General features: G+C 73.0%; 15 protein-coding genes. All 15 read left to right on the forward strand.

Annotated features, from left to right (window positions below; all coding sequences use genetic code 11):
• Positions 1-2 precede the first annotated feature (2 nt).
• Genes asnB through rfbC form a run of 15 tightly spaced genes read left to right on the forward strand, consistent with a single transcriptional unit; the run spans position 3 to position 19268 of the window.
• Entirely contained in the window at positions 3-1931 is a 1929-nt protein-coding gene (gene asnB / locus ACZ7H1_RS03635) for an asparagine synthase (glutamine-hydrolyzing) (protein WP_470783377.1), read from the forward strand.
• A gap of 33 nt (positions 1932-1964) precedes the next feature.
• Positions 1965-4148 carry a bi-domain-containing oxidoreductase gene (locus ACZ7H1_RS03640; RefSeq protein WP_470783379.1) on the forward strand — a complete coding sequence of 728 codons (2184 nt, stop codon included), beginning with the start codon at positions 1965-1967 and terminating at the stop codon, positions 4146-4148.
• Positions 4145-6100, forward strand: coding sequence for a heparinase II/III family protein (locus ACZ7H1_RS03645; RefSeq protein ID WP_470783381.1), 1956 nt, complete (start codon positions 4145-4147; stop codon positions 6098-6100). The genes ACZ7H1_RS03640 and ACZ7H1_RS03645 overlap by 4 nt, the downstream gene beginning before the upstream one ends.
• A gap of 6 nt (positions 6101-6106) precedes the next feature.
• Positions 6107-7645 carry a right-handed parallel beta-helix repeat-containing protein gene (locus tag ACZ7H1_RS03650; protein ID WP_470783383.1) on the forward strand — a complete coding sequence of 513 codons (1539 nt, stop codon included), beginning with the start codon at positions 6107-6109 and terminating at the stop codon, positions 7643-7645.
• 1 nt (position 7646) lies between these two features.
• Positions 7647-8906 carry an O-antigen ligase domain-containing protein gene (locus tag ACZ7H1_RS03655; protein ID WP_470783384.1) on the forward strand — a complete coding sequence of 420 codons (1260 nt, stop codon included), beginning with the start codon at positions 7647-7649 and terminating at the stop codon, positions 8904-8906.
• Between the two features lie 2 nt (positions 8907-8908).
• Positions 8909-10189 carry a glycosyltransferase gene (locus ACZ7H1_RS03660; protein WP_470783386.1) on the forward strand — a complete coding sequence of 427 codons (1281 nt, stop codon included), beginning with the start codon at positions 8909-8911 and terminating at the stop codon, positions 10187-10189.
• Positions 10186-11430 carry a class I SAM-dependent methyltransferase gene (locus tag ACZ7H1_RS03665; protein WP_470783387.1) on the forward strand — a complete coding sequence of 415 codons (1245 nt, stop codon included), beginning with the start codon at positions 10186-10188 and terminating at the stop codon, positions 11428-11430. Before ACZ7H1_RS03660 ends, ACZ7H1_RS03665 begins: the two co-directional genes overlap by 4 nt.
• On the forward strand, positions 11427-12257 hold the full coding sequence (locus ACZ7H1_RS03670; RefSeq protein WP_470783389.1) for a glycosyltransferase family protein: 831 nt from the start codon (positions 11427-11429) through the stop codon (positions 12255-12257). The genes ACZ7H1_RS03665 and ACZ7H1_RS03670 overlap by 4 nt, the downstream gene beginning before the upstream one ends.
• Entirely contained in the window at positions 12254-12901 is a 648-nt protein-coding gene (locus ACZ7H1_RS03675) for a PIG-L deacetylase family protein (protein WP_470783391.1), read from the forward strand. Before ACZ7H1_RS03670 ends, ACZ7H1_RS03675 begins: the two co-directional genes overlap by 4 nt.
• 3 nt (positions 12902-12904) lie before the next feature.
• On the forward strand, positions 12905-13930 hold the full coding sequence (locus ACZ7H1_RS03680) for an NAD-dependent epimerase/dehydratase family protein (protein ID WP_470783392.1): 1026 nt from the start codon (positions 12905-12907) through the stop codon (positions 13928-13930).
• Complete coding sequence (locus tag ACZ7H1_RS03685) at positions 13918-15201, forward strand: DUF4910 domain-containing protein (RefSeq protein WP_470783394.1); 1284 nt, start codon at positions 13918-13920, stop codon at positions 15199-15201. The genes ACZ7H1_RS03680 and ACZ7H1_RS03685 overlap by 13 nt, the downstream gene beginning before the upstream one ends.
• A gap of 5 nt (positions 15202-15206) precedes the next feature.
• On the forward strand, positions 15207-16517 hold the full coding sequence (locus tag ACZ7H1_RS03690; RefSeq protein WP_470783396.1) for a hypothetical protein: 1311 nt from the start codon (positions 15207-15209) through the stop codon (positions 16515-16517).
• Positions 16514-17461 (forward strand): glycosyltransferase family 2 protein, encoded by a 948-nt coding sequence (locus ACZ7H1_RS03695; RefSeq protein WP_470783397.1) that lies wholly within the window; start codon positions 16514-16516, stop codon positions 17459-17461. Before ACZ7H1_RS03690 ends, ACZ7H1_RS03695 begins: the two co-directional genes overlap by 4 nt.
• Entirely contained in the window at positions 17458-18720 is a 1263-nt protein-coding gene (locus ACZ7H1_RS03700; RefSeq protein WP_470783399.1) for a polysaccharide pyruvyl transferase family protein, read from the forward strand. The genes ACZ7H1_RS03695 and ACZ7H1_RS03700 overlap by 4 nt, the downstream gene beginning before the upstream one ends.
• The gene (rfbC, locus tag ACZ7H1_RS03705; RefSeq protein ID WP_470783401.1) at positions 18717-19268 is read left to right on the forward strand and encodes a dTDP-4-dehydrorhamnose 3,5-epimerase; all 552 of its coding nucleotides are present in this window, start codon (positions 18717-18719) and stop codon (positions 19266-19268) included. The genes ACZ7H1_RS03700 and rfbC overlap by 4 nt, the downstream gene beginning before the upstream one ends.

Here is a 19268-nt window from a genome sequence, read left to right on the forward strand (position 1 = left end):
ACATGTGTGGTATCGCAGGCACGTACCGATGGCCGGACGGGAAGGCAGTGACCGACCGGCTCACGGATACCCTGGCGCACCGCGGTCCGGACGGGGCGGGCCGGTACGGCCACGCCGCCGGTGACGGCGAAGTGCACCTCGGGCACCGGCGGCTGGCCATCATCGACCTGTCCGAGACCGGCGCCCAGCCGATGGTCTCCGACGGCCTCGCCCTGACGTACAACGGCGAGCTGTACAACGCGCCGGAGCTGCGGGCCGAACTGGCGGCCGCCGGGGTGCGCTTCCGCGGAACCTCCGACACCGAGGTGCTCCTTGAGGCCTGGCGGCGCTGGGGCACGGACTGTCTGCCCCGGCTGCGCGGCATGTTCGCGTTCGGGATCTTCGACGAGCGGACCGGTGAGCTGGTGCTCGCCCGCGACCAGCTCGGCATCAAGCCGCTGTTCCTGCTCCGGCGCGGCGGGGGCCTGGTGTTCGCCTCCGAGCTCAAGGCGCTCGCCGCCGCCACCGGCGGGTCGCTGCAGGTGGACCATGCGGCGCTGGTGGCCTCGCTGCTGTACTACTGGGTGCCGGACTCGCGCTGTGCGTTCCGCGAGGCGGAGAAGCTGCCGCCGGGGAGCTGGCTCCGGTGCCGGCCCGACGGCCGGGTGGAGCGCGGCCGGTTCTGGCACCTGAAGGACGTCGCCGCCGAGGGCCGGGAACGGGCGCAGAGCGGTGATCGGCCGGACATCGCCGCCATCGTCGAGGAGTCGACCCGACGCCACCTGCTGTCGGACGTACCCGTGGCGACCTTCCTCTCCGGCGGGCTGGACTCCAGCTACCTGACCGCGCTGGCGGCCCGCGACCGGCCCGGCATCTCCGCTTACACGATCGGCTTCCGCGCCGAGGACGCCAGGTTCGAGGCGATGCCGGACGACCTCCGCTACGCCCGGCAGGTGGCCGAGCGGTTCGGCGTCGACCTGCACGAGATCGAGATCGCTCCGAACGTGCTCGACCTGCTGCCGCAGATGACGTACCACCTGGACGAGCCGATCGGCGACCCCGCCGCGATCAACACCTTCCTGATCTGCTCGGCCGCCCGGGAGGCCGGGGTCAAGGTGATGCTCTCGGGGATGGGCGCCGACGAGCTGTTCGCCGGGTACCGCAAGCACCTGGCCAACCTGCTCGCGCTGCGCTACCAGCGCGTCCCGCGGCCCCTGCGGCGCGGGCTGTCCGGCGCCGTGGACCGGCTGCCGGTCGCCACGGCCCGCCGCGGGTACCGGTCGGTGCGGTTCGCGAAGCGGTTCCTGTCCTTCGCCGATCTGCCGGAGGAGACCGCGTTCCGGCGCAGCTACACCATGTACGACCAGGACGAGCTGCTCGCGCTGATCGACCCGGACCTGGCCGGTACGGTCGAGGACGTGCTGACCGAGCACGCGGACGTCTACCAGGACAACGACCTCGACGACTTCGTCAACCGCATGTGCCTGGGCGACGCCCGGATGTTCCTTCCGGGCCTGAACCTCGCCTACACGGACCGGTCGAGCATGGCCGCGTCGACCGAGGTGCGGGTGCCGTACGTGGACGTCGAGGTGGTCAGGGCGGCGTTCGCCGTGCCCGGCGATCGCAAGATCGTCGGGCGGCAGGGCAAGGCCGTCCTCAAGGAGGCGGCCTCCTCGGTCCTGCCACGGGAGATCGTGTACCGGCCCAAGGGCCTGTTCAGCGCCCCGCTGCGCGCCTGGATGAGCCGGGATCTGGCACCGCTGGTGCGCGAGGTGGTGCACGACGGCGTGCTCGTCAATTCCGGGTTCCTGCGCCGCGACGCGCTGGCGCGCATGGTCGCCGAGGACGCCGCCGGGCAGCGGGACTTCTCCAAGCATCTGTGGCATGTGCTGACCCTCGAGTACTGGTACCGCGGCGCGACCTCTGGCTCGGGCCAGAGCCAGGCGGCTTGACAGCGCAGAAAGCGCAGAAACAAGGGGAGCTCGGTGAAACAGGTTGTTCAGAACTACAAGAGCGGCGAGCTGGCGGTGCTCGACGTGCCGGTGCCGGGGTGCAAGCCGGGCGGTGTGCTGGTCCGTACCGCCTACTCGCTGATATCCACCGGGACCGAGCTCATGAAGGTGTCCGAGGCCGGCATGTCGATGCTGGGCAAGGCCCGCTCCCGGCCCGACCAGGTGGCCAAGGTCATGCAGAGCGTGGCCACCAACGGGGTCCCCGCCACCTACCGCAAGGTGATGGGCAAGCTGGACTCCTACACGCCGCTCGGCTACTCGCTGTGCGGGGTGGTCGAGCAGGTCGGCGCCGGGATCGACGACGTGAAGGCCGGCGACCTGGTGGCGTGCGCCGGCAACGAGCAGGCGCTGCACGCCGAGTTGAACTGGGTGCCGAAGAACCTCTACACCCCGGTGCCGGACGGCCTCGCGCCGCAGCACGCGGCCTTCGGCACCGTCGGGTCGATCGCGATGCAGGGCGTACGCCAGGGCGAGCCGCAGCTCGGCGAGGTGGCCCTGGTCATCGGTCTCGGGCTGATCGGTCAGCTGGTGGCTCAGCTCCTCACCGCATCGGGCGTCCGCGTCGTCGGCGTCGACCCCGACCCGGCGCGCTGCGAGCTCGCCGAGCGCCTGGGCGCCGCGGCCTGCGGCGATCCCGCGTCCGCGGCCGTGGAGGCCGCCGTCACCGAGCTCACCGGCGGGCACGGCGTGGACCAGGTGTACCTGGCCGCCGGCGGCGGCAGCAACGAGCCCGTCGAGCTGGCCGCCCGGCTCTGCAGGGACCGCGGGCGGGTCGTCGACATCGGCAAGTGCCGCCTGGACCTGCCGTGGAACGCGTACTACGAGAAGGAGCTCGACGTCCGGTTCTCCCGTTCGTACGGCCCCGGGCGCTACGACCCGGAGTACGAGATCGAGGGGCGGGACTACCCGATCGGCTACGTGCGCTGGACCGAGCGCCGCAACCTGGCGTGCTTCCTCGATCTCCTCGCCCGCGGCCGCGTCGACGTGGAGCCCCTGGTCTCCCGCGTCGCCGACTTCGACGACGCCGTGGAGACGTATCGGAGCCTGAAGGACGGCGACTTGAAGGCTGTGGCCGTACTGTTCCGGTACCCCGGGCAGAAGGGGGGAGCGGCGGCCCCGGCTCCCCTGACCGTGCCCGCGGTGCGGCGCGGCAGCGGGGCGTCCACCCCGGCCCGGCCCGCCCACGCGCCGGTGCGGCTGGCGTTCGTCGGCGCGGGGAACTACGCGACGTCGATGCTGCTGCCGCACCTGGCGGAGCGCGACGGCGTCGCGTTGTCGACGGTCGTCACCACGACGGCGCTGTCCGCGGCCAACGCACAGCGGAAGTTCGGCTTCGCCCGGGCGACCACCGATCTCGACGCCGCGCTCGGCGACCCGTCGATCGACGCGGTGTTCGTGGTCACCCGGCACAGCTCGCACGCCGATCTGACCCGCAAGGCGCTGCTGGCCGGCAAGACGGTCTTCGTGGAGAAGCCCCTTGCCCTCACCGAGGACGAGCTGGCCGGTGTGCTCGCGGCGGTGGAGGAGTCGGGCAACGACCGCCTGCAGGTGGGCTTCAACCGCCGGTTCGCTCCGCTGCTCCAGGAGGCCGGGAAGCGGTTCGGCGCCAGGACCGGTCCTGCGAGCCTGCGCTACCTGGTCAACGCGGGGCGGCTGCAGCACGGCAGCTGGTACCTCCGGCAGGGCACCGAGGGCTCGCGGTTCGCCGGCGAGGGCGGGCACTTCATCGACACGGCGAGCTGGCTGATCGGGGCCGACCCGGTCTCGGTGTACGCGGTCGCCGCGCCCGGCAACGAGGACGTGCAGGTCGTGCTGCGCTACCCCGACGGGTCCACCGCCACCATCAGCTACGTCACCACCGGCGCGGCCGGCTTCCCCAAGGAGACGCTGGACCTGGTCGCGGACGGCAAGGTGCTGCGGCTCGACGACTTCGTCCGCGCTTCGGTGTACGGGCAGAAGCGGTGGGTCAGCTCGCGGCTGCCCAAGGCCCGGGACAAGGGGCAGAACGCCGAACTGGCCGCGTTCATCAGGGCCGTGCGGACCGGCGGGCCGATGCCGGTGCCGCTGGAGTCGCTGGTCGCCACCACGGCGGCCACCCTCGCCGTGCAGGCCGGCCTGGCCGCAGGCGCGCCGGTGGAGTTGGCGAGGGCACGATGAGCATGGGCGCGGGCTGGTACCTGCGGCGGCTGTCCCGGATGGGACCGCGGGAGGTCGGCGGCCGGGTGGGCGACGCGGTGCGCAGGCGGCGGTGGCGGTCGGCGCTGCCGGACTGCCCGGGCGTCACCGGCGCCCGGTTCACCGCGGTACTGCCCGCCGGGACGGTCGCCGCAGTGCCGCCGGACGCCGCGAAACGCCTCATCGCCGAGGCGGACCGGCTGATGGCCGGGCACGCCGGGTACTTCGGGGTGGACCGCGACGACCTGGCCGACCCGGACTGGTGGTACGACCCGAAGACCGGGCGCCGGGCTCCGTCCGGTTACGCCTTCGACGTGCCGTACCGGAGCGAGGACGCGGTCGGAGACGTCAAGCAGATCTGGGAGCTGTCCCGGCACCAGTACCTCACCGTGCTCGCCGCCGCCTACGCGATCACCGGGAACGAGCAGTACGCCGAGCGCGTGGCCGAGCACCTGCGGTCGTGGTGGGCGGCCAACCCGCCGCTGCGCGGCGTGCACTGGATCAGCGGCATCGAGCTGGGCGTCCGGCTGCTGTCCTGGGTGTGGGTCCGCCGGCTGCTCGACGGCTGGCCGGGCGCGGCCGGGCTGTTCGAGGGCAACCCGGTGGCGCTGAACCAGATCTGGCACCACCAGCGCTGGCTGGCCGCCTTCCCCAGCCGGGGGTCCTCGGCGAACAACCACGTCATCGCCGAGGCCGCCGGGCAGTTCGCCGCAGCCTGCGCGTTCGGCTGGTTCCCCTCCTCGGCGCGCTGGCGGGCCGGTGCACTGCGGTCCCTGGAGCGGCATCTGCGGAGCAACACCTTCGGTTCCGGCCTCAACCGCGAGCTGGCCACCGAGTACCACGGACTCGTGCTGGAGCTCGGCCTGGCCGCGGTGGCCGAGGCGGATGCCGCCGGTGTGCCGGTCCCCGCACCGGTCCGGCTGGTGCTGCTGCGGATGACCGACGCGCTCGCGGCCGTCGTGGACGACCGGTTACGGCCGCCGCGCCAGGGAGACGCGGACGACGGGCACGGTCTGGTCGTGGACGGCGCGGGCACCGACCGCTGGGCCTCGCTGCTGGCCACCGGGGACGCGGTGTTCGGCCGGCTCGCCTGGTGGCCGGCGGTGACCGGCACCGATGTGCGCACCCCGCTGCTGGCCGCGCTCATCCGGCCCACCGCGCCGGCCGTGACCCGCCCGGCCGGCCGGCCGGACCACTTCGCCGACGCGGGCATGACCATCCTGCGCGGTGCGGCGGAGATCTGGTGCCGCTGCGACGCCGGTCCGCACGGGTTCCTGTCCATCGCCGCGCACGCCCACGCGGACGCGCTGTCCGTGGAGGTCCGGCACGACGGGGTCGACGTGCTCGCCGACCCGGGGACGTTCTGCTACCACGGGCAGCCCGAGTGGCGGCAGTACTTCCGGTCGACCCTCGGCCACAACACCCTGCAACTGGACGGCGGTGACCAGTCCGTCTCCGGCGGCCCGTTCCTGTGGACCCGGCATGCCCGCAGCCGCGTCCTGGTCGCGGACACATCCGGCGGTTCCGCCGGGGGGACGGCCCGCTGGTGCGCCGAGCACGACGGTTACCAGCGCTCCGTGCACCGCCGCCGGGTGGAACTGACCGCCGCGAGCCGGGAGCTGCGGGTGGTCGACGAGGTGCGCGGCCCGCACCGGGCCGTGCGCCTGGCGTTCCACCTCGGCCCGGCGATCGCCGCGGACCTGGTGGGGAACCGGGCGGTGCTCACCTGGACCCGGGACGGCGAGGACCGCTCCGCCGTGCTCGACCTGCCCGCTCGGCTGTCCTGGCGGGCGCATCGCGGCGAGACCGACCCGCCGCTGGGCTGGTACTCCGCCGGCTTCGGACGCAAGGAACCCGCCACGACGCTGATCGGCACCGCCGACGGCGGTGCGCTGTCGGGGGAGTTCACCACCGTACTCAGGTTCGGCGGCTAGGGGGGTGTGGTGATAAAGAGGCGGCACTGGGCGTTGCCGGCGGCACCGCTGGCGCTGGTCCTGCTGGCGGCGACCGGCTGTACGAGTGCGTCGGACGCCCCGGCGGAGCCGACCGGTACGCCCTCCGCGTCCGGGGCGCCCTCCACGTCCGTGGCCCGGGTGTGCGCCGAGCCCGCGGCCGGGCCGGCGAAGCCGCCGGCGGGCGCGGTGACGGTCGACCCCGCGGTGGTCGGCGACCTGGCCGCGAAGACCAGGAGCAGCCCACCGAACACCACGTTCTGGCTCCGGCCGGGGACGCACCGGCTCGCACCCGACCGCTACGCCCAGGTCGTCCCCAAGGAGGGGAACAGCTACCTCGGAGCGCCGGGCGCGGTGCTCGACGGCCGGAAGACCAACCAGTACGCGTTCGGCGGTGCCGCCGGCGAGGTCGCCATCCGCTACCTGACCGTGCAGGGTTTCGTCGCGCCGCACAACGAGGGCGTGGTCAATCACGACTCGGCCGACGGGTGGGTGATCGAGCACGCGACGATCCAGAACAACTCCGGCGCCGGGCTGATGGCCGGTGCCCGCCAGCGGGTCCGCGCCAGCTGCCTGCGCGGCAACGGACAGTACGGCCTGAACGCGTACAAGGCCGGGGACCCGATCAGCGGCCTGGTGGTCGAGGGCAACGAGATCACGGCCAACAACACCGGCGACTGGGAGCGGCGCCGGCCGGGCTGCGGCTGCACCGGAGGCGTCAAGTTCTGGGCCGTCAACGGCGCGGACGTACGCGGCAACTGGGTGCACGACAACCGCGGCCCCGGGTTGTGGGCGGACACGAACAACAACGACTTCCGCATCGAGGACAACGTGCTCGAGGCCAACGACGGTGCCGCGTTGATCTACGAGACCAGCTACAACGCCGTCATCCGGAAGAACACGATCCGGCGGAACAACTGGGTCGAGGGCCGCGGGAAGGCCGACCGCGGCGACAGTTTCCCGTTCGCGACCGTCTACCTGTCCGAGTCCGGCGGCGAACCACGGATCCGGGCCCGCACGGACAAGATCGAGATCTACCGGAACGTGCTGGAGAACAACTGGTCCGGGGTCACCCTGTGGGAAAACGCCGACCGGTTCTGCAACAGCCCGGCCAACACCTCGTCCGGTGACTGCACGTTGCTGGTGAAGGACACCGGCCGCTGCGCACAGCCGGCGATCGCCGCCGCACCGCTCTACGCCGACTGCCGGTGGAAGACCCAGCGGGTGGACATCCACAGCAACCGCTTCGTGCTGGACACGTCCGTCGTCGGGTGCACGGTGAAGTGCGGCCGCATGGCCGTGCTGGCCAACTACGGCACCTATCCGGACTGGTCGCCGTACAAGGGCGAACCGGTGGCCGAGGCGATCACCCACAAGCAGCAGAACCGCTGGCACGACAACGTCTACATCGGGCCGTGGAGCTTCGTCGCCCACGACCCGAGCCGGGAACTCGACTCCGGGCAGTGGCAGGGCACGCCCTACCGGCAGGACGCGGGCAGCACCTTCCGCGCACGGGCGGGTGGTTGAGATGCGCCCAGACCCCACGGACCACCCGGACCTCACAGGCCGCACCCCGAAGACCGTCGGGATCGTCTGGGGGCTGCTGATCCTCAACACGCTCGGCTCCACCGGGGCGAAGACCATCGTCCCGCTGCCCCGCTCCCTCATCCAGATGGTCACCATGGGCGCGCTGGTCGCCGCGTTCACGCTGGCGCTCGCCCTCAATCTCCGGCTGCGCATCCGGGCCAGCGCCTTCCTGTTCCTGCTCACCCTGCTGCTGGTGCCGAGCGTGATCTCCAGCGCGAACCTGGAGTCCGGGTTCGGCGCGCTGTTCCGCTGCACCCGGCTGGCTCTCTTCGTCGGCACGCTGTGGCTGCTCAGCCGCTGGTGGGACGGCAGCCCGACGTTCGTCCGGCACCACGTCCGGCTGTACTTCGCGGTGCTCGCGTCGGTGGCCGCCGGGCTGCTCATCTCACCGGGCGCGGCCATGCCCGAGCTCTACGGCGGGCGGCTGGTCGGCGCGTTGTGGCCGCTCACCCCGCCGCAGATCGGACAGTACGCCGCGGTGATCACCGGGCTCACCGTGCTGCTCGTGCTGGGCCGCCGGACCGACAGGGGCAGCGCGGCGCTGGTCATCGTGCCGGCACTCGTCCTGCTCGCGCTGACCCATACCCGGACGGCCACGCTCGGCCTGCTCATCGGGCTCGTGCTGGCGATCGGCTCGCTCGTCCTGACCAGCGCCACCGCCCGCCGGTTCTTCGCCTGGGCGGTGCTGTGCGCCACGGTGGCCGCGGTGGCGTTCAACTCCGCGCTGCAGGCGTGGTTCCTGCGCGGGCAGAGCCAGGAGAACTTCTCCAACCTCACCGGTCGGGCCAAGGTCTGGGACGCCCTGCTGGCAGCCCCCCGGACGACCTCGGAGCAGCTGTTCGGCGCGGGCCTGGGCGACAAGTCCTTCGGCGGGCTGCCGATCGACAACAGCTGGCTGGCCGTTTACCACGAGCAGGGGCTGACCGGCACGGCCATCGTGGCCGCGGTCGTCATCGTGCTGGGCGGTGTCGCGTTGCTGCGCCCGCCCTCGGTGCAGCGGGCCTGCGCGATCTTCCTGATCAGCTACTGCGCGATCGCGTCGTACACCGAGGCCGGGCTGGGCGACGCCTCGCCGTACCTGCTGCACCTGACCGTGGCCGCCTCGCTGCTGGCGGCACCTGCCGCGGCCACTCCCCTCTCGACGCCCGAAGTCCCCCGACGGCGCATACCGCAATGGGCCCGGAAATCGGAGGTGACCTGAGCATGCACGTTCTCGTGGTGCACAACCGCTACGCCTCGGCGCAGCCGAGCGGGGAGAACAACGTCGTCGACCAGGAGGTGGGGCTGCTGCGCGAGGCCGGCCACCGGGTCGGGGTGTTCGAGCGACGCAGCGACGACATCGCCGCCCGGTCCCTGATGTCCAAGGCCGCGCTGCCGCTGCTCGTGCCGTGGAACCCGGCGGTCCGCACGGAGCTCGCCGCCCGGCTCCGCGCCGAGCGGCCGGACGTGGTGCACGTACACAACGTCTTCCCGCTCCTGTCGCCCGCGGTGCTGGCCGCCTGCGCCGACGCCGGCGTGCCCGCCGTCGCCACACTGCACAACTACACCCAGGTCTGCCCGCCCGGCACGCTGCAGCGGGACGGCCGGCCGTGCGCCGAGTGCGTCGGGTCGGCGCCGCTGCCCGCCGTGCGGCACGGCTGCTACCGGAACTCCCGGCTGGCGACGGTGCCGCTCGCGGTCAGCCTGTCGGTCAACCGGCGGCGGTGGTGGTCCGGCGTGGAGCGGTTCTTCTGCATCTCCGCGGCGCAGCGCGACGTCCTGGTGGAGTCCGGCATGCCGGCCGAACGGCTGGCGGTGAAGCACAACTTCGTGCCCGACCCCGGCACCTGCCGAGCGGGCGCGGGGGAGCACGTGCTCTACCTCGGCCGGCTCGCGGAGGCCAAGGGCGTGCGGCTGCTCATGGCCGCGTGGGACGAGATCGCCGCCGGCGGCGGTGTGGGCGTGCCGCTCGTGGTCGCCGGCGCGGGGCCGCTGGAGCGAGAGGTGACCGCCTGGGCGGCGGGCCGGGACGACGTGCGGTTCGTCGGCCTGTACGACCCGGACCAGTGCCGGCAGGCCGTCGCGCGGTCGGTCGCCGTGGTGGCGCCCTCGACGTGGCTGGAGGCGTTCGGCCTGGTGGTCGTGGAGGCGATGGCGGCGGGGGTCCCGGCCGTCGCCGCGGGCCACGGCGCCTTCGTCGAACTCGTCGAGGACGGGGTGACCGGGCTGCTGCACCGGCCGGGCGAGCCCGCCTCGCTCGCGTCCTGCATCCGCAGGATCACGGCCGGGCAAGCCCGCAACCAGGAGATGGGCCGGGCGGCCCGGCGCCGTTACGAGCAGGGCTTCAGCCCGGCCGTCGGCCTGGAGCGCCTGGTGGAGGGGTACCGCACCGCGATCGCGGGTCGGTCCGGCGGCGCGGACAGCGCGCCGCCGGCAGGAAAGGGAAACGGAAACGCTGGCTCGCGGCGGGGCACCCGCGCGGGCAGGGATGGGGGCAGTAGATGACACGATGCCGACTCTGCGGCTCGGCGGCGATGGGGAGCGTCGTCGACCTGGGGGCGACCCCGCCGTGCGAGAGCTTTCTCGCCGCGGACCAACTGGACCGGCCGGAACCGGCGTACCCGCTGCACCTGCGGGTCTGCACCGACTGCTGGCTCGCGCAGATCCCTCCGCTGATCACTCCGGAGGAGACGTTCAAGGAGTACGCGTACTTCTCCTCCTACTCGACCTCCTGGGTGGAGCACGCACGCACGTTCGTCGCCGACGCCGTACAGCGGCTGGGTCTCGACCCCGGAGCGAAGGACGCCTTCGTGGTCGAGGTCGCGAGCAACGACGGGTACCTGCTCAGGCACGTGGTGGACCGGGGGATCCGCTGCCTGGGCATCGAACCGTCGGTGAACGTCGGCGCCGCGGCGCGGGACGCGGGCGTGCCCACGCTCACGGAGTTCCTGGACCCGGCCACCGGCTCGGCCGTCCGCGCCGAGCACGGCCCGGCGGACCTGGTCGTGGCCAACAACGTGTACGCGCACATCCCCGACGTGGTCGGGTTCACCCGGGGGCTGCGCGCCCTGGTCGCCGACGACGGCTGGGTCTCCATCGAGGTGCAGCACCTGCTGACCCTGATCGAGGAGAACCAGTACGACACGATCTACCACGAGCACTTCCAGTACTACACGGTCGCGTCCGCGGCCCGGGCGCTGGCGAGCGGCGGACTCGCGCTCGTGGACGTCGAGCTGCTGCCCACGCACGGCGGCTCCATCCGGCTGTGGGCCCGGCCGGCCGAGGTGGCCGGCGAGCCGTCGCGGAGGGTGGCCGAGGTGCTGGACCGGGAGAAGGCCGCCGGGCTGCAGGAGCTGTCCGGGTACACGGAGTTCTCCGCCCGGGTGGCCAAGGTGCGCCGGGACCTCCTGCGGTTCCTCATCGAGGCGGCCGAGCGCGGCGAGACGGTCGTCGGCTACGGCGCCCCGGGCAAGGGCAACACCCTGCTCAACCACTGCGGCATCCGGCCCGACCTGCTCCCGTACACGGTCGACCGCAACCCGTACAAGCACGGCAGGTTCACCCCTGGCACCCGCATCCCGATCCTGCCGCCCGAGCAGATAGCCGCCGACGAACCGGACTACGTGCTCGTCCTCCCGTGGAACCTGCGGGACGAGCTGGTCGAGCAGCTGTCCTTCGTGCACGCCTGGGGCGGCCGGCTGGTCTTCCCCATCCCGGAACTGAGCATTGTCGAGGTCAAGCGATGAAGGTCGTACTGTTCTGCGGCGGTTACGGGATGCGGATGCGCAGCGGAGCCTCCGACGACGTGCCCAAGCCGATGGCGATGGTCGGTCCCCGGCCGCTGATCTGGCACGTCATGCGCTACTACGCGCACTTCGGGCACAAGGAGTTCATTCTGTGCCTCGGGTACGGGGCCCACCACATCAAGGACTTCTTCCTCAACTACGAGGAGACGACGTCCAACGACTTCGTGCTGCGGGGCGGGCGGACCGAACTCCTTTCCACCGACATCGCCGACTGGACGATCACGTTCGCGCAGACCGGCATCGAGTCGCCGATCGGAGAGCGGCTGCGCCGGGTGCGGCACCACCTGGACGGCGACGAGATGTTCCTCGCCAACTACGCCGACGTGCTCACCGACGCCCCGCTGCCGGTGATGATCGACCAGTTCGCCCGGCGTGACGCCGGGGCGTCGATGATGGTGGTACCGCCGCAGTCGTCGTTCCACTGCGTGGACCTGGGCGAGGACGGCCTGGTGGGGGGCATCACGCCGGTGAGCGAACTGCCGCTGTGGGAGAACGGCGGCTACTTCGTGCTCCGCCAGGAGGTCTTCGACCACATACCGGAGAACGGGGACCTGGTTGCGGACGGATGCGCACAGCTGGCCAAACGCGGCCGGCTGGTGGCTCATCAGCACCGCGGCTTCTGGAAGCCGACCGACACCGTGAAGGAACGGGCCTCCCTCGACGCCGCCTACGCCCTGGGCGACCGCCCGTGGGCCGTGTGGGAACGGGACGGCGCGGGAGCCGGCGCGACCGGCAGCAGGCACGCCGCCGGGGCGGGGGCCGCGTGATCCGGCTCGGGGCCGGGCGCCTGGACCGGCTCGTCGCGGTGGGGGCGCACTGCGACGACATCGCCATTGGCGCCGGCGGCACGCTGCTCACGCTGTGCCTCGCGCGGCCGGGTGTCCGTATCGACGCGCTGGTGCTCTCCGGCGGCGGCAGCGAGCGGGAGGAGGAGGAGCGGGCCGCGCTCGCCGCCTTCTGCCCGGGCGCCGACCTGCGGCTGACCGTGCTCAAACTGCCGGACGGCCGGATGCCCGCGCACTGGGAGGAAGCCAAGGCAGCGGTCGAGGAACTGCGCGGGCAGACCGAGCCGGATCTCGTCCTCGCCCCGCGCACCGATGACGCGCACCAGGATCACCGCGGCCTGGCGCAGCTGCTGCCGACCGCGTTCCGCGACCACCTCGTACTCGGCTACGAGATCGTCAAGTGGGACGGCGATCTCGGCCGCCCCACGGCGTACCAGCCGCTCTCGCCGGAGATCGCCGAACGGAAGGTGCGGCTGTTGCAGGAGCACTACCCCTCGCAGCGCCACCGGCCCTGGTACGACCGGGAGGCCTTCCTCGGCCTCGCACGGATCCGCGGCATCGAATGCCACGCGCGCTACGCCGAGGCGTTCGCCGTCACCAAACTCACTCTCGATCTGGGGGAATGAACCTTGCGCGTACTGCTGACCGGACACCAGGGCTACCTGGGCACCGTGATGGCCCCGGTCCTCGGCTCCGCCGGGCACGAGGTCGTCGGCCTGGACGCCGGCCTGTTCGCCGACTGCGTCCTCGGCCCGCAGCCCGCGGACCCGCCGGGGCACCGGGTGGACCTGCGTGACGTCACGGCCGACCACCTGACCGGGGTGGACGCCGTGATCCACCTGGCCGCGCTGTCCAACGACCCGCTGGGATCGCTGGCGCCGCAGCTCACCTACGACATCAACCACCACGCCTCCGTGCGGCTGGCCCGGCTGGCCCGCGACGCCGGGGTGCGGCGCTTCCTGTACGCGTCGACCTGCTCGGTCTACGGGGCCGCGGGCGGTGGCGACCTGGTGACCGAGGACGCCCCGCTGCGCCCGGTGACGCCGTACGCGGAGTCCAAGGTGCGGGTGGAGGACGACCTGCACGCGCTGGCCGACGGCGACTTCAGCCCGGTGTTCATGCGCAACGCCACCGCCTTCGGCTACTCGCCCCGGCTGCGCGCCGACATCGTGCTGAACAACCTGGTGGGCCACGCGCTGCTGTCCGGCGAGGTCCTGGTGATGTCCGACGGCACCCCCTGGCGCCCGCTGGTGCACGCCGCCGACATCGCACGGGCCTTCGCGGCCGCGCTGGCCGCGCCGCGCGAAGCGGTGCACGACCGGGCCTTCAACATCGGCAGCGAGACCAACAACGTCACCGTCGCCGAGATCGCCGGTCAGGTCGCCGAGGCGGTGGAAGGCGCGAAGGTCGTGATCACCGGGGAGACCGGGGCCGATCCCCGGTCGTACCGGGTGGACTTCTCCAGGTTCCGCGCCGCGCTGCCCGGCTTCGACTGCGAGTGGACGGTGAAGCGGGGCGCGCTGGAACTCGCCGACGCCTACCGGAAACACGGGCTGACCCGGGAGGACTTCGAGCAGCGCTTCACCCGGCTCGCCGTGCTGCGTGCCGCGTCCGACGCCGGGGCCGTCGACGACACCCTGCGGTGGCGCCGGTGACCTCGGCGGGCGAAGAGATGCACGGGCTGGTGGAGCGGCTGTACCCGCTGTGCCGGAGCATCACCGGCGACGGCGTGCGCGCCACCCTGGAGATCGTGGGCGAGTACGTCCCGCTGCAGGTGCACGAGGTGCCGACCGGGACGCAGGTGCTCGACTGGACGGTGCCGCAGGAGTGGAACATCCGGGACGCGTACGTCGCCGACACCGCCGGAAACCGGGTCGTCGACTTCGCCGCGTCCAGCCTGCACGTGCTCGGCTACAGCGTGCCGGTGTCGCGGACCATGCCGCTGGCCGAACTCCGCGCGCACCTGCACACCCTGCCGGACCACCCGGCCTGGGTGCCGTACCGCACCAGCTACTACGCGCCGGACTGGGGGTTCTGCCTGGCCCAGGAGACCCTGGACGCGCTGCCGGACGGCGAGTACGAGGTGCGCATCGACTCCACGCTCGCGGACGGCCACCTCACCTACGCCGAGCACGTGGTCCCCGGGCAGGTACCCGACGAGGTGATCGTCTCCTGCCACGTCTGCCATCCGTCGCTGGCCAACGACAACCTGGCCGGGATCGCGGTGGCGGTGTTCCTGGCCCGGGCGCTGGCACAGGAGACGCCGTACTACACGTACCGGTTCATCTTCGCGCCCGGCACCATCGGGGCGATCACCTGGCTGGCCCGCAACGCGGAGCGGATCGAGCGGGTCAGGCACGGCCTGGTGCTGGCCTGCGCCGGTGACCCGGGCCGGCTGACGTACAAGCAGAGCAGGCGCGGCGATGCGGAGATCGACCGGGTGATGCGGCACGTGCTGGCGGCCTCCGAACGCCCGCACGGCGTCGCCGAGTTCACTCCGTACGGCTACGACGAGCGGCAGTTCTGCTCGCCCGGGTTCGATCTCGCAGTGGGCTCGCTCAGCCGGACCCCGTACGCCGGCTACCCCGAGTACCACACCTCGGCGGACAACCCGGACTTCGTCTCCCCGGAGGCGATGGCGGACACCCTCGCCGTCTGCCGCGAGGCGTTCTCCGTGCTGGACCGCAACCGGCGGTACCTCAACCTCAGCCCCTACGGCGAACCACAGCTGGGCCGACGCGGGTTGTACGACTCGCTCGGCGGCCGCAGCGACGCGAAGCAGGCCCAGATGGCCATGCTCTGGGTGCTCAGCCTCTCCGACGGCGAGCACGGTCTGCTGGACGTCGCCGAGCGGTCCGGTCTGCCGTTCGACACCGTCGCCGCCGCGGCCGACGCCCTGCACGGCGCCGGGCTGATCAAGGCATGACGCCGATGACCACCCGGAGGGAGAAGACGACGGCCCCGGCGGCCGGGGCCGGACGCGCCCGGTCCACCGCCAAGCGGGCCGTGGTCGGCCGGCTGTCCTGGGGACTGGCCGACCAGGCGGTCTGCAGCATGACCAACTTCGCGGTGGGCATCTACGTGGCACGCTCGCTGGGTCTTGCCGCGTTCGGCGTGTTCAGCCTGGCCTGGGTGACCTACGGCGTGGTGCTCAGCGTCTCCCGGGGGCTGGCCACCGACCCGCTCGTGGTGCGCTTCAGCGGCGTGCCGGACGCGTCCTGGCGCGGGGCGGCGGCCCGTTCGTCGGGTACCGCGCTCGGTGTCGGTGCCGCGATCGGTGCGGCGTTCCTGGCGGTCGGGCTGGGCCTGGGCGGCAGCGTGGGGCCCGCGTTCGCCTGCCTCGGCGTCGTACTGCCGGCGCTGCTGCTGCAGGACGCCTGGCGGTACTCGTTCTTCGCCGCCGGCGCCGGGCGGAAGGCGTTCGCCAACGACCTCCTGGGGGGCGCCGCGCTCGTACCGGCCATGGTGGTGGCGGCCCGTGTGGGCAGCGTGGCCGCCTTCGTGCTCGCCTGGGGCACGTCGGCCGCGGCGGCCTCGGTGTACGGCTGCCTCCAGTCCGGCATCCGGCCCCGGATGACCGGGGCGCGCGGGTGGATCCGCGAGCACCGCGACCTCGGCTACCGGTACCTGGCCGAGAACGTCAGCCTCAGCGGCGCGAGCCAGCTGCGGGCGTACGGGCTCGGCGCGATCGCCGGGGTCGGCGCGGTGGGTGCGGTCCGGGGCGCGGAGCTCCTGCTCGGCCCGTTCCTCGCCCTGCTGATGGGGCTGTCACTGGTCACCGTCGCGGAGGCGGCACGGGTGCTGCGGCAGGCCCCGCACCGCCTCGCCAGGTTCTGCCTCCTGCTCGGCGGCGGGCAGGCCGCCGCCGCGCTGCTCTGGGGCGCGGCGCTGCTGCTGGTGCCGGACCGGGCCGGCGAGCTCGTGCTCGGCGGCGTCTGGCACTCCGCCTCGGAACTCATCCTGCCGGCCGCGCTCGGCGTCGCGGGCGCCGGCCTCGGCACCGGCGCGGCGGCCGGGCTCCGCGCGCTCGCCGCGGCCCGGCGCAGCCTGCGCTGCCAGCTGTTCGCCTCCGCCTGCTACGTCGGCGGCGGGCTCGGCGGGGCGGCCCTGGCGGGCACGGTCGGCTCGGCCTGGGGCGTCGCCGCCGCGACCGTCTGCGCCTCGGCCGTGTGGTGGCTGCAGCTGCGGTCCGCCCTGCGCGAGCGCCGCCACAACCCCCTTCCCGAAGTGAGGACATCATGACCGCCCGACCCCGGCTGAGCATCGGCCTGCCCGTGTACAACGGCGAGGAGTACCTGGCCGAGTCCCTCGACGCCCTGCTCGGCCAGACCTACGAGGACTTCGAGCTGGTCGTCTCCGACAACGCCTCGGCCGACGGGACCCAGGAGATCTGCCGCAAGTACGCCGCGCAGGACTCCCGCATCCGGTACCTCCGGCTGCCCCGCAACATCGGTGCCGCCCCGAACCACAACCACGTGTTCACCCAGTGCCGCGGCGAGCTGTTCAAGTGGGCCTCGCACGACGACCTGTACGCCCGCGACCTGCTGCGGCGCTGCGTGGAGGCGCTGGACGAGCGGCCTGACGTCATCCTCGCCCACGCCGACCAGGCGGTCATCGACGAGGACGGCAAGGTGAAGGTCCCCTACGACTACACGCTCGCCACCGGCTCGCCGCACGCGCCGGAGCGCTTCCGCAGCATGCTGTTCGAGCCCGGCGGCGACGACTTCTACGGGGTGATGCGGGCCGACGTGCTGCGCCGGGTGAAGCCGCACGACAGCTACCACCACGCGGACCGCACGTTCGTCGCCGAGATCGCCCTCCACGGGCGCTTCCACCAGGTGCCGGAGCTGCTGTACTTCCGCCGCGACCACCCCACCCGCGCCGAGCGGGCGAACCCTTCCAAGCGCTCCCGGTGCGTCAACCTGGACCCGCGCCGGGCGGGCCCGCTGCACCCGACGCCCCGGCTGCTCGCCGAGTACGTCTGGGGCTTCGCCTCGGCGATCCGGCGGGCGCCGCTGTCGTCGGCCGACCGGCGCGCGTGCCACCGCCATTTGGCCGCGTGGATGACGAGCCGGGTCCGGCCGGGCGCCGGCGAGCGGGTCGAGGACCGCACCCCGGTCGACCCTGCCCTGTCCACCGTCTCCGTCGACGCCCTCGTCGCCGGCCGCGAGGGGAGGCGGGCATGATGTCCGCGGGCGGAACTCCGGTGCGCGTCGGGGTGTTCGGCCTGCTCGGCTCCGGCAACCTCGGCAACGACGGGTCGCTCGAGGCCGTGCTCGGCTACCTCCGCGCCGAGCACCCGCAGGCGGCCGTGGACGCGCTGTGCGGCGGGCCGGAGGTCGTCGCGACCCGGTACGCGATCCCCGCGACGCGGCTGCACTGGTACCGCGGGGAGTACCGGACGGCGTCGCGTGCGGGCGCGGTCGCGGGCAAGGGCCTGGGCAAACTCGTCGACGTCTTCCGGACCGCCGCCTGGGTGCGCCGGCACGACGTGGTGATCGTGCCGGGCATGGGCGTCCTGGAGGCCACGCTGCCGCTGCGGCCGTGGGGCTTCCCGTACTCGCTGTTCCTGCTGTGCGCATCCGGCCGGCTGCTCGGCACCCGGGTCGCGCTGGTCGGCGTCGGCGCCGCCGCGATCGGCGACCGGCCGACGCGGGCCCTGGTGCGGTGGTCGGCGCGGCTGGCCTCGTACCGCTCGTACCGGGACGCCCCGTCCCGCGACGCGATGCGGGCGATGGGCGTGGACACCGCACGCGACGAGGTCTACCCGGACCTCGCCTTCGCCCTGCCGACGCCGGCACCGAGCGCCCCCCCGGGGTTTGTTGCGGGCCCGCCGGGCCCGGTCTGCGTCGGCGTCATGGACTTCCACGGCGGCAACGACGACCGGGCGCGGGCCGAGGAGATCCACCGCCGCTACCTCGACGGGACGATCCGGTTCGTCCGCGCGCTGGCCGAGGACGGCAGGCCGGTCCGGCTGCTCACCGGCGACGCGTGCGATGCACCGGTGGTCGCCGCGATCCTCGACGCGGTGGACTCGCCGCTGGTCACCGCTGCCGAGGCGAGCTCACTGGCCGACCTGATGAAGGAGACGGCTGCTGCCGAAACGGTGGTGGCGACCCGGTACCACAACCTGATCTGCGCGCTGAAGGCCGGTACGCCGACGCTCGCCCTCAGCTACGCGGCGAAGAGCGACGCGCTCATGGCCCAGATGGGGCTGGGCGCGTACTGCCACCCGGCCCGCGAGGTGGACGCCGACCGGCTGCTCGAGCAGTTCCGGGCGCTGGAGCAGCGATCGGCGGAGCTGCGGCGGACCCTCACCGAGCGGAACCTGACCGCCGCCCGGCGCCTCGAGCACCAGTTCACTGCCCTGACCGCGGCACTCTTCCCCGCGGCCGGACACCCACATGCCCAGACCCATGCCCACGCTCTGCGGGAGGCCCCATGAAAACGACCGAAGTCCCGGCGATCGCAGGCGCATACCTGTTCGAACCCACGCCGTACGCCGACGAACGCGGATTCTTCTGCCGCACCTTCGACGCCGACGTGCTCCGCTCGGTGGGCCTCGATCCGCACGCCTTCGTCCAGCACAGCATGTCCCGCTCGGCCCGGGGCGTGCTGCGCGGCCTGCACCTGCGCTCCGGCGCGGGCGAGGCCAAGCTCGTGCGGTGCTCGCACGGGAAGGTCTTCGACGTCGTCGTGGACCTGCGGCCCGGCTCGCCGACCTACCGCAACCGGGCCTTCTTCGAGCTGTCCGGCGAGACGCAGACGACCCTGTACATCCCGGCGGGGTGCGCGCACGGCTTCCAGGCGCTGACCGAGACCGCCGACACCTCGTACCGGATCGACCGCCCGCACGATCCGGCCGAGGACGTGACGATCGCCTTCGACGACCCGGAGCTCGCCATTCCCTGGCCGCTGCCGGCCGTATCGATGTCCCAGCGGGACCGGGAGGCACCGAGCCTCGCCGAGGTCCTGAAGCAGAAGGAGAGCTGA

The organism is Streptomyces sp. NPDC037401, from assembly GCF_055602345.1.

Coding starts and splice junctions, on each gene's coding strand:
- rfbC (WP_470783401.1), top strand. CDS start 18,717: ATGAAAACGACCGAAGTCCCGGCGATCGCAGGCGCATACCTGTTCGAA.
- ACZ7H1_RS03645 (WP_470783381.1), top strand. CDS start 4,145: ATGAGCATGGGCGCGGGCTGGTACCTGCGGCGGCTGTCCCGGATGGGA.
- ACZ7H1_RS03660 (WP_470783386.1), top strand. CDS start 8,909: ATGCACGTTCTCGTGGTGCACAACCGCTACGCCTCGGCGCAGCCGAGC.
- ACZ7H1_RS03655 (WP_470783384.1), top strand. CDS start 7,647: ATGCGCCCAGACCCCACGGACCACCCGGACCTCACAGGCCGCACCCCG.
- asnB (WP_470783377.1), top strand. CDS start 3: ATGTGTGGTATCGCAGGCACGTACCGATGGCCGGACGGGAAGGCAGTG.
- ACZ7H1_RS03670 (WP_470783389.1), top strand. CDS start 11,427: ATGAAGGTCGTACTGTTCTGCGGCGGTTACGGGATGCGGATGCGCAGC.
- ACZ7H1_RS03690 (WP_470783396.1), top strand. CDS start 15,207: ATGACCACCCGGAGGGAGAAGACGACGGCCCCGGCGGCCGGGGCCGGA.
- ACZ7H1_RS03700 (WP_470783399.1), top strand. CDS start 17,458: ATGATGTCCGCGGGCGGAACTCCGGTGCGCGTCGGGGTGTTCGGCCTG.
- ACZ7H1_RS03695 (WP_470783397.1), top strand. CDS start 16,514: ATGACCGCCCGACCCCGGCTGAGCATCGGCCTGCCCGTGTACAACGGC.
- ACZ7H1_RS03665 (WP_470783387.1), top strand. CDS start 10,186: ATGACACGATGCCGACTCTGCGGCTCGGCGGCGATGGGGAGCGTCGTC.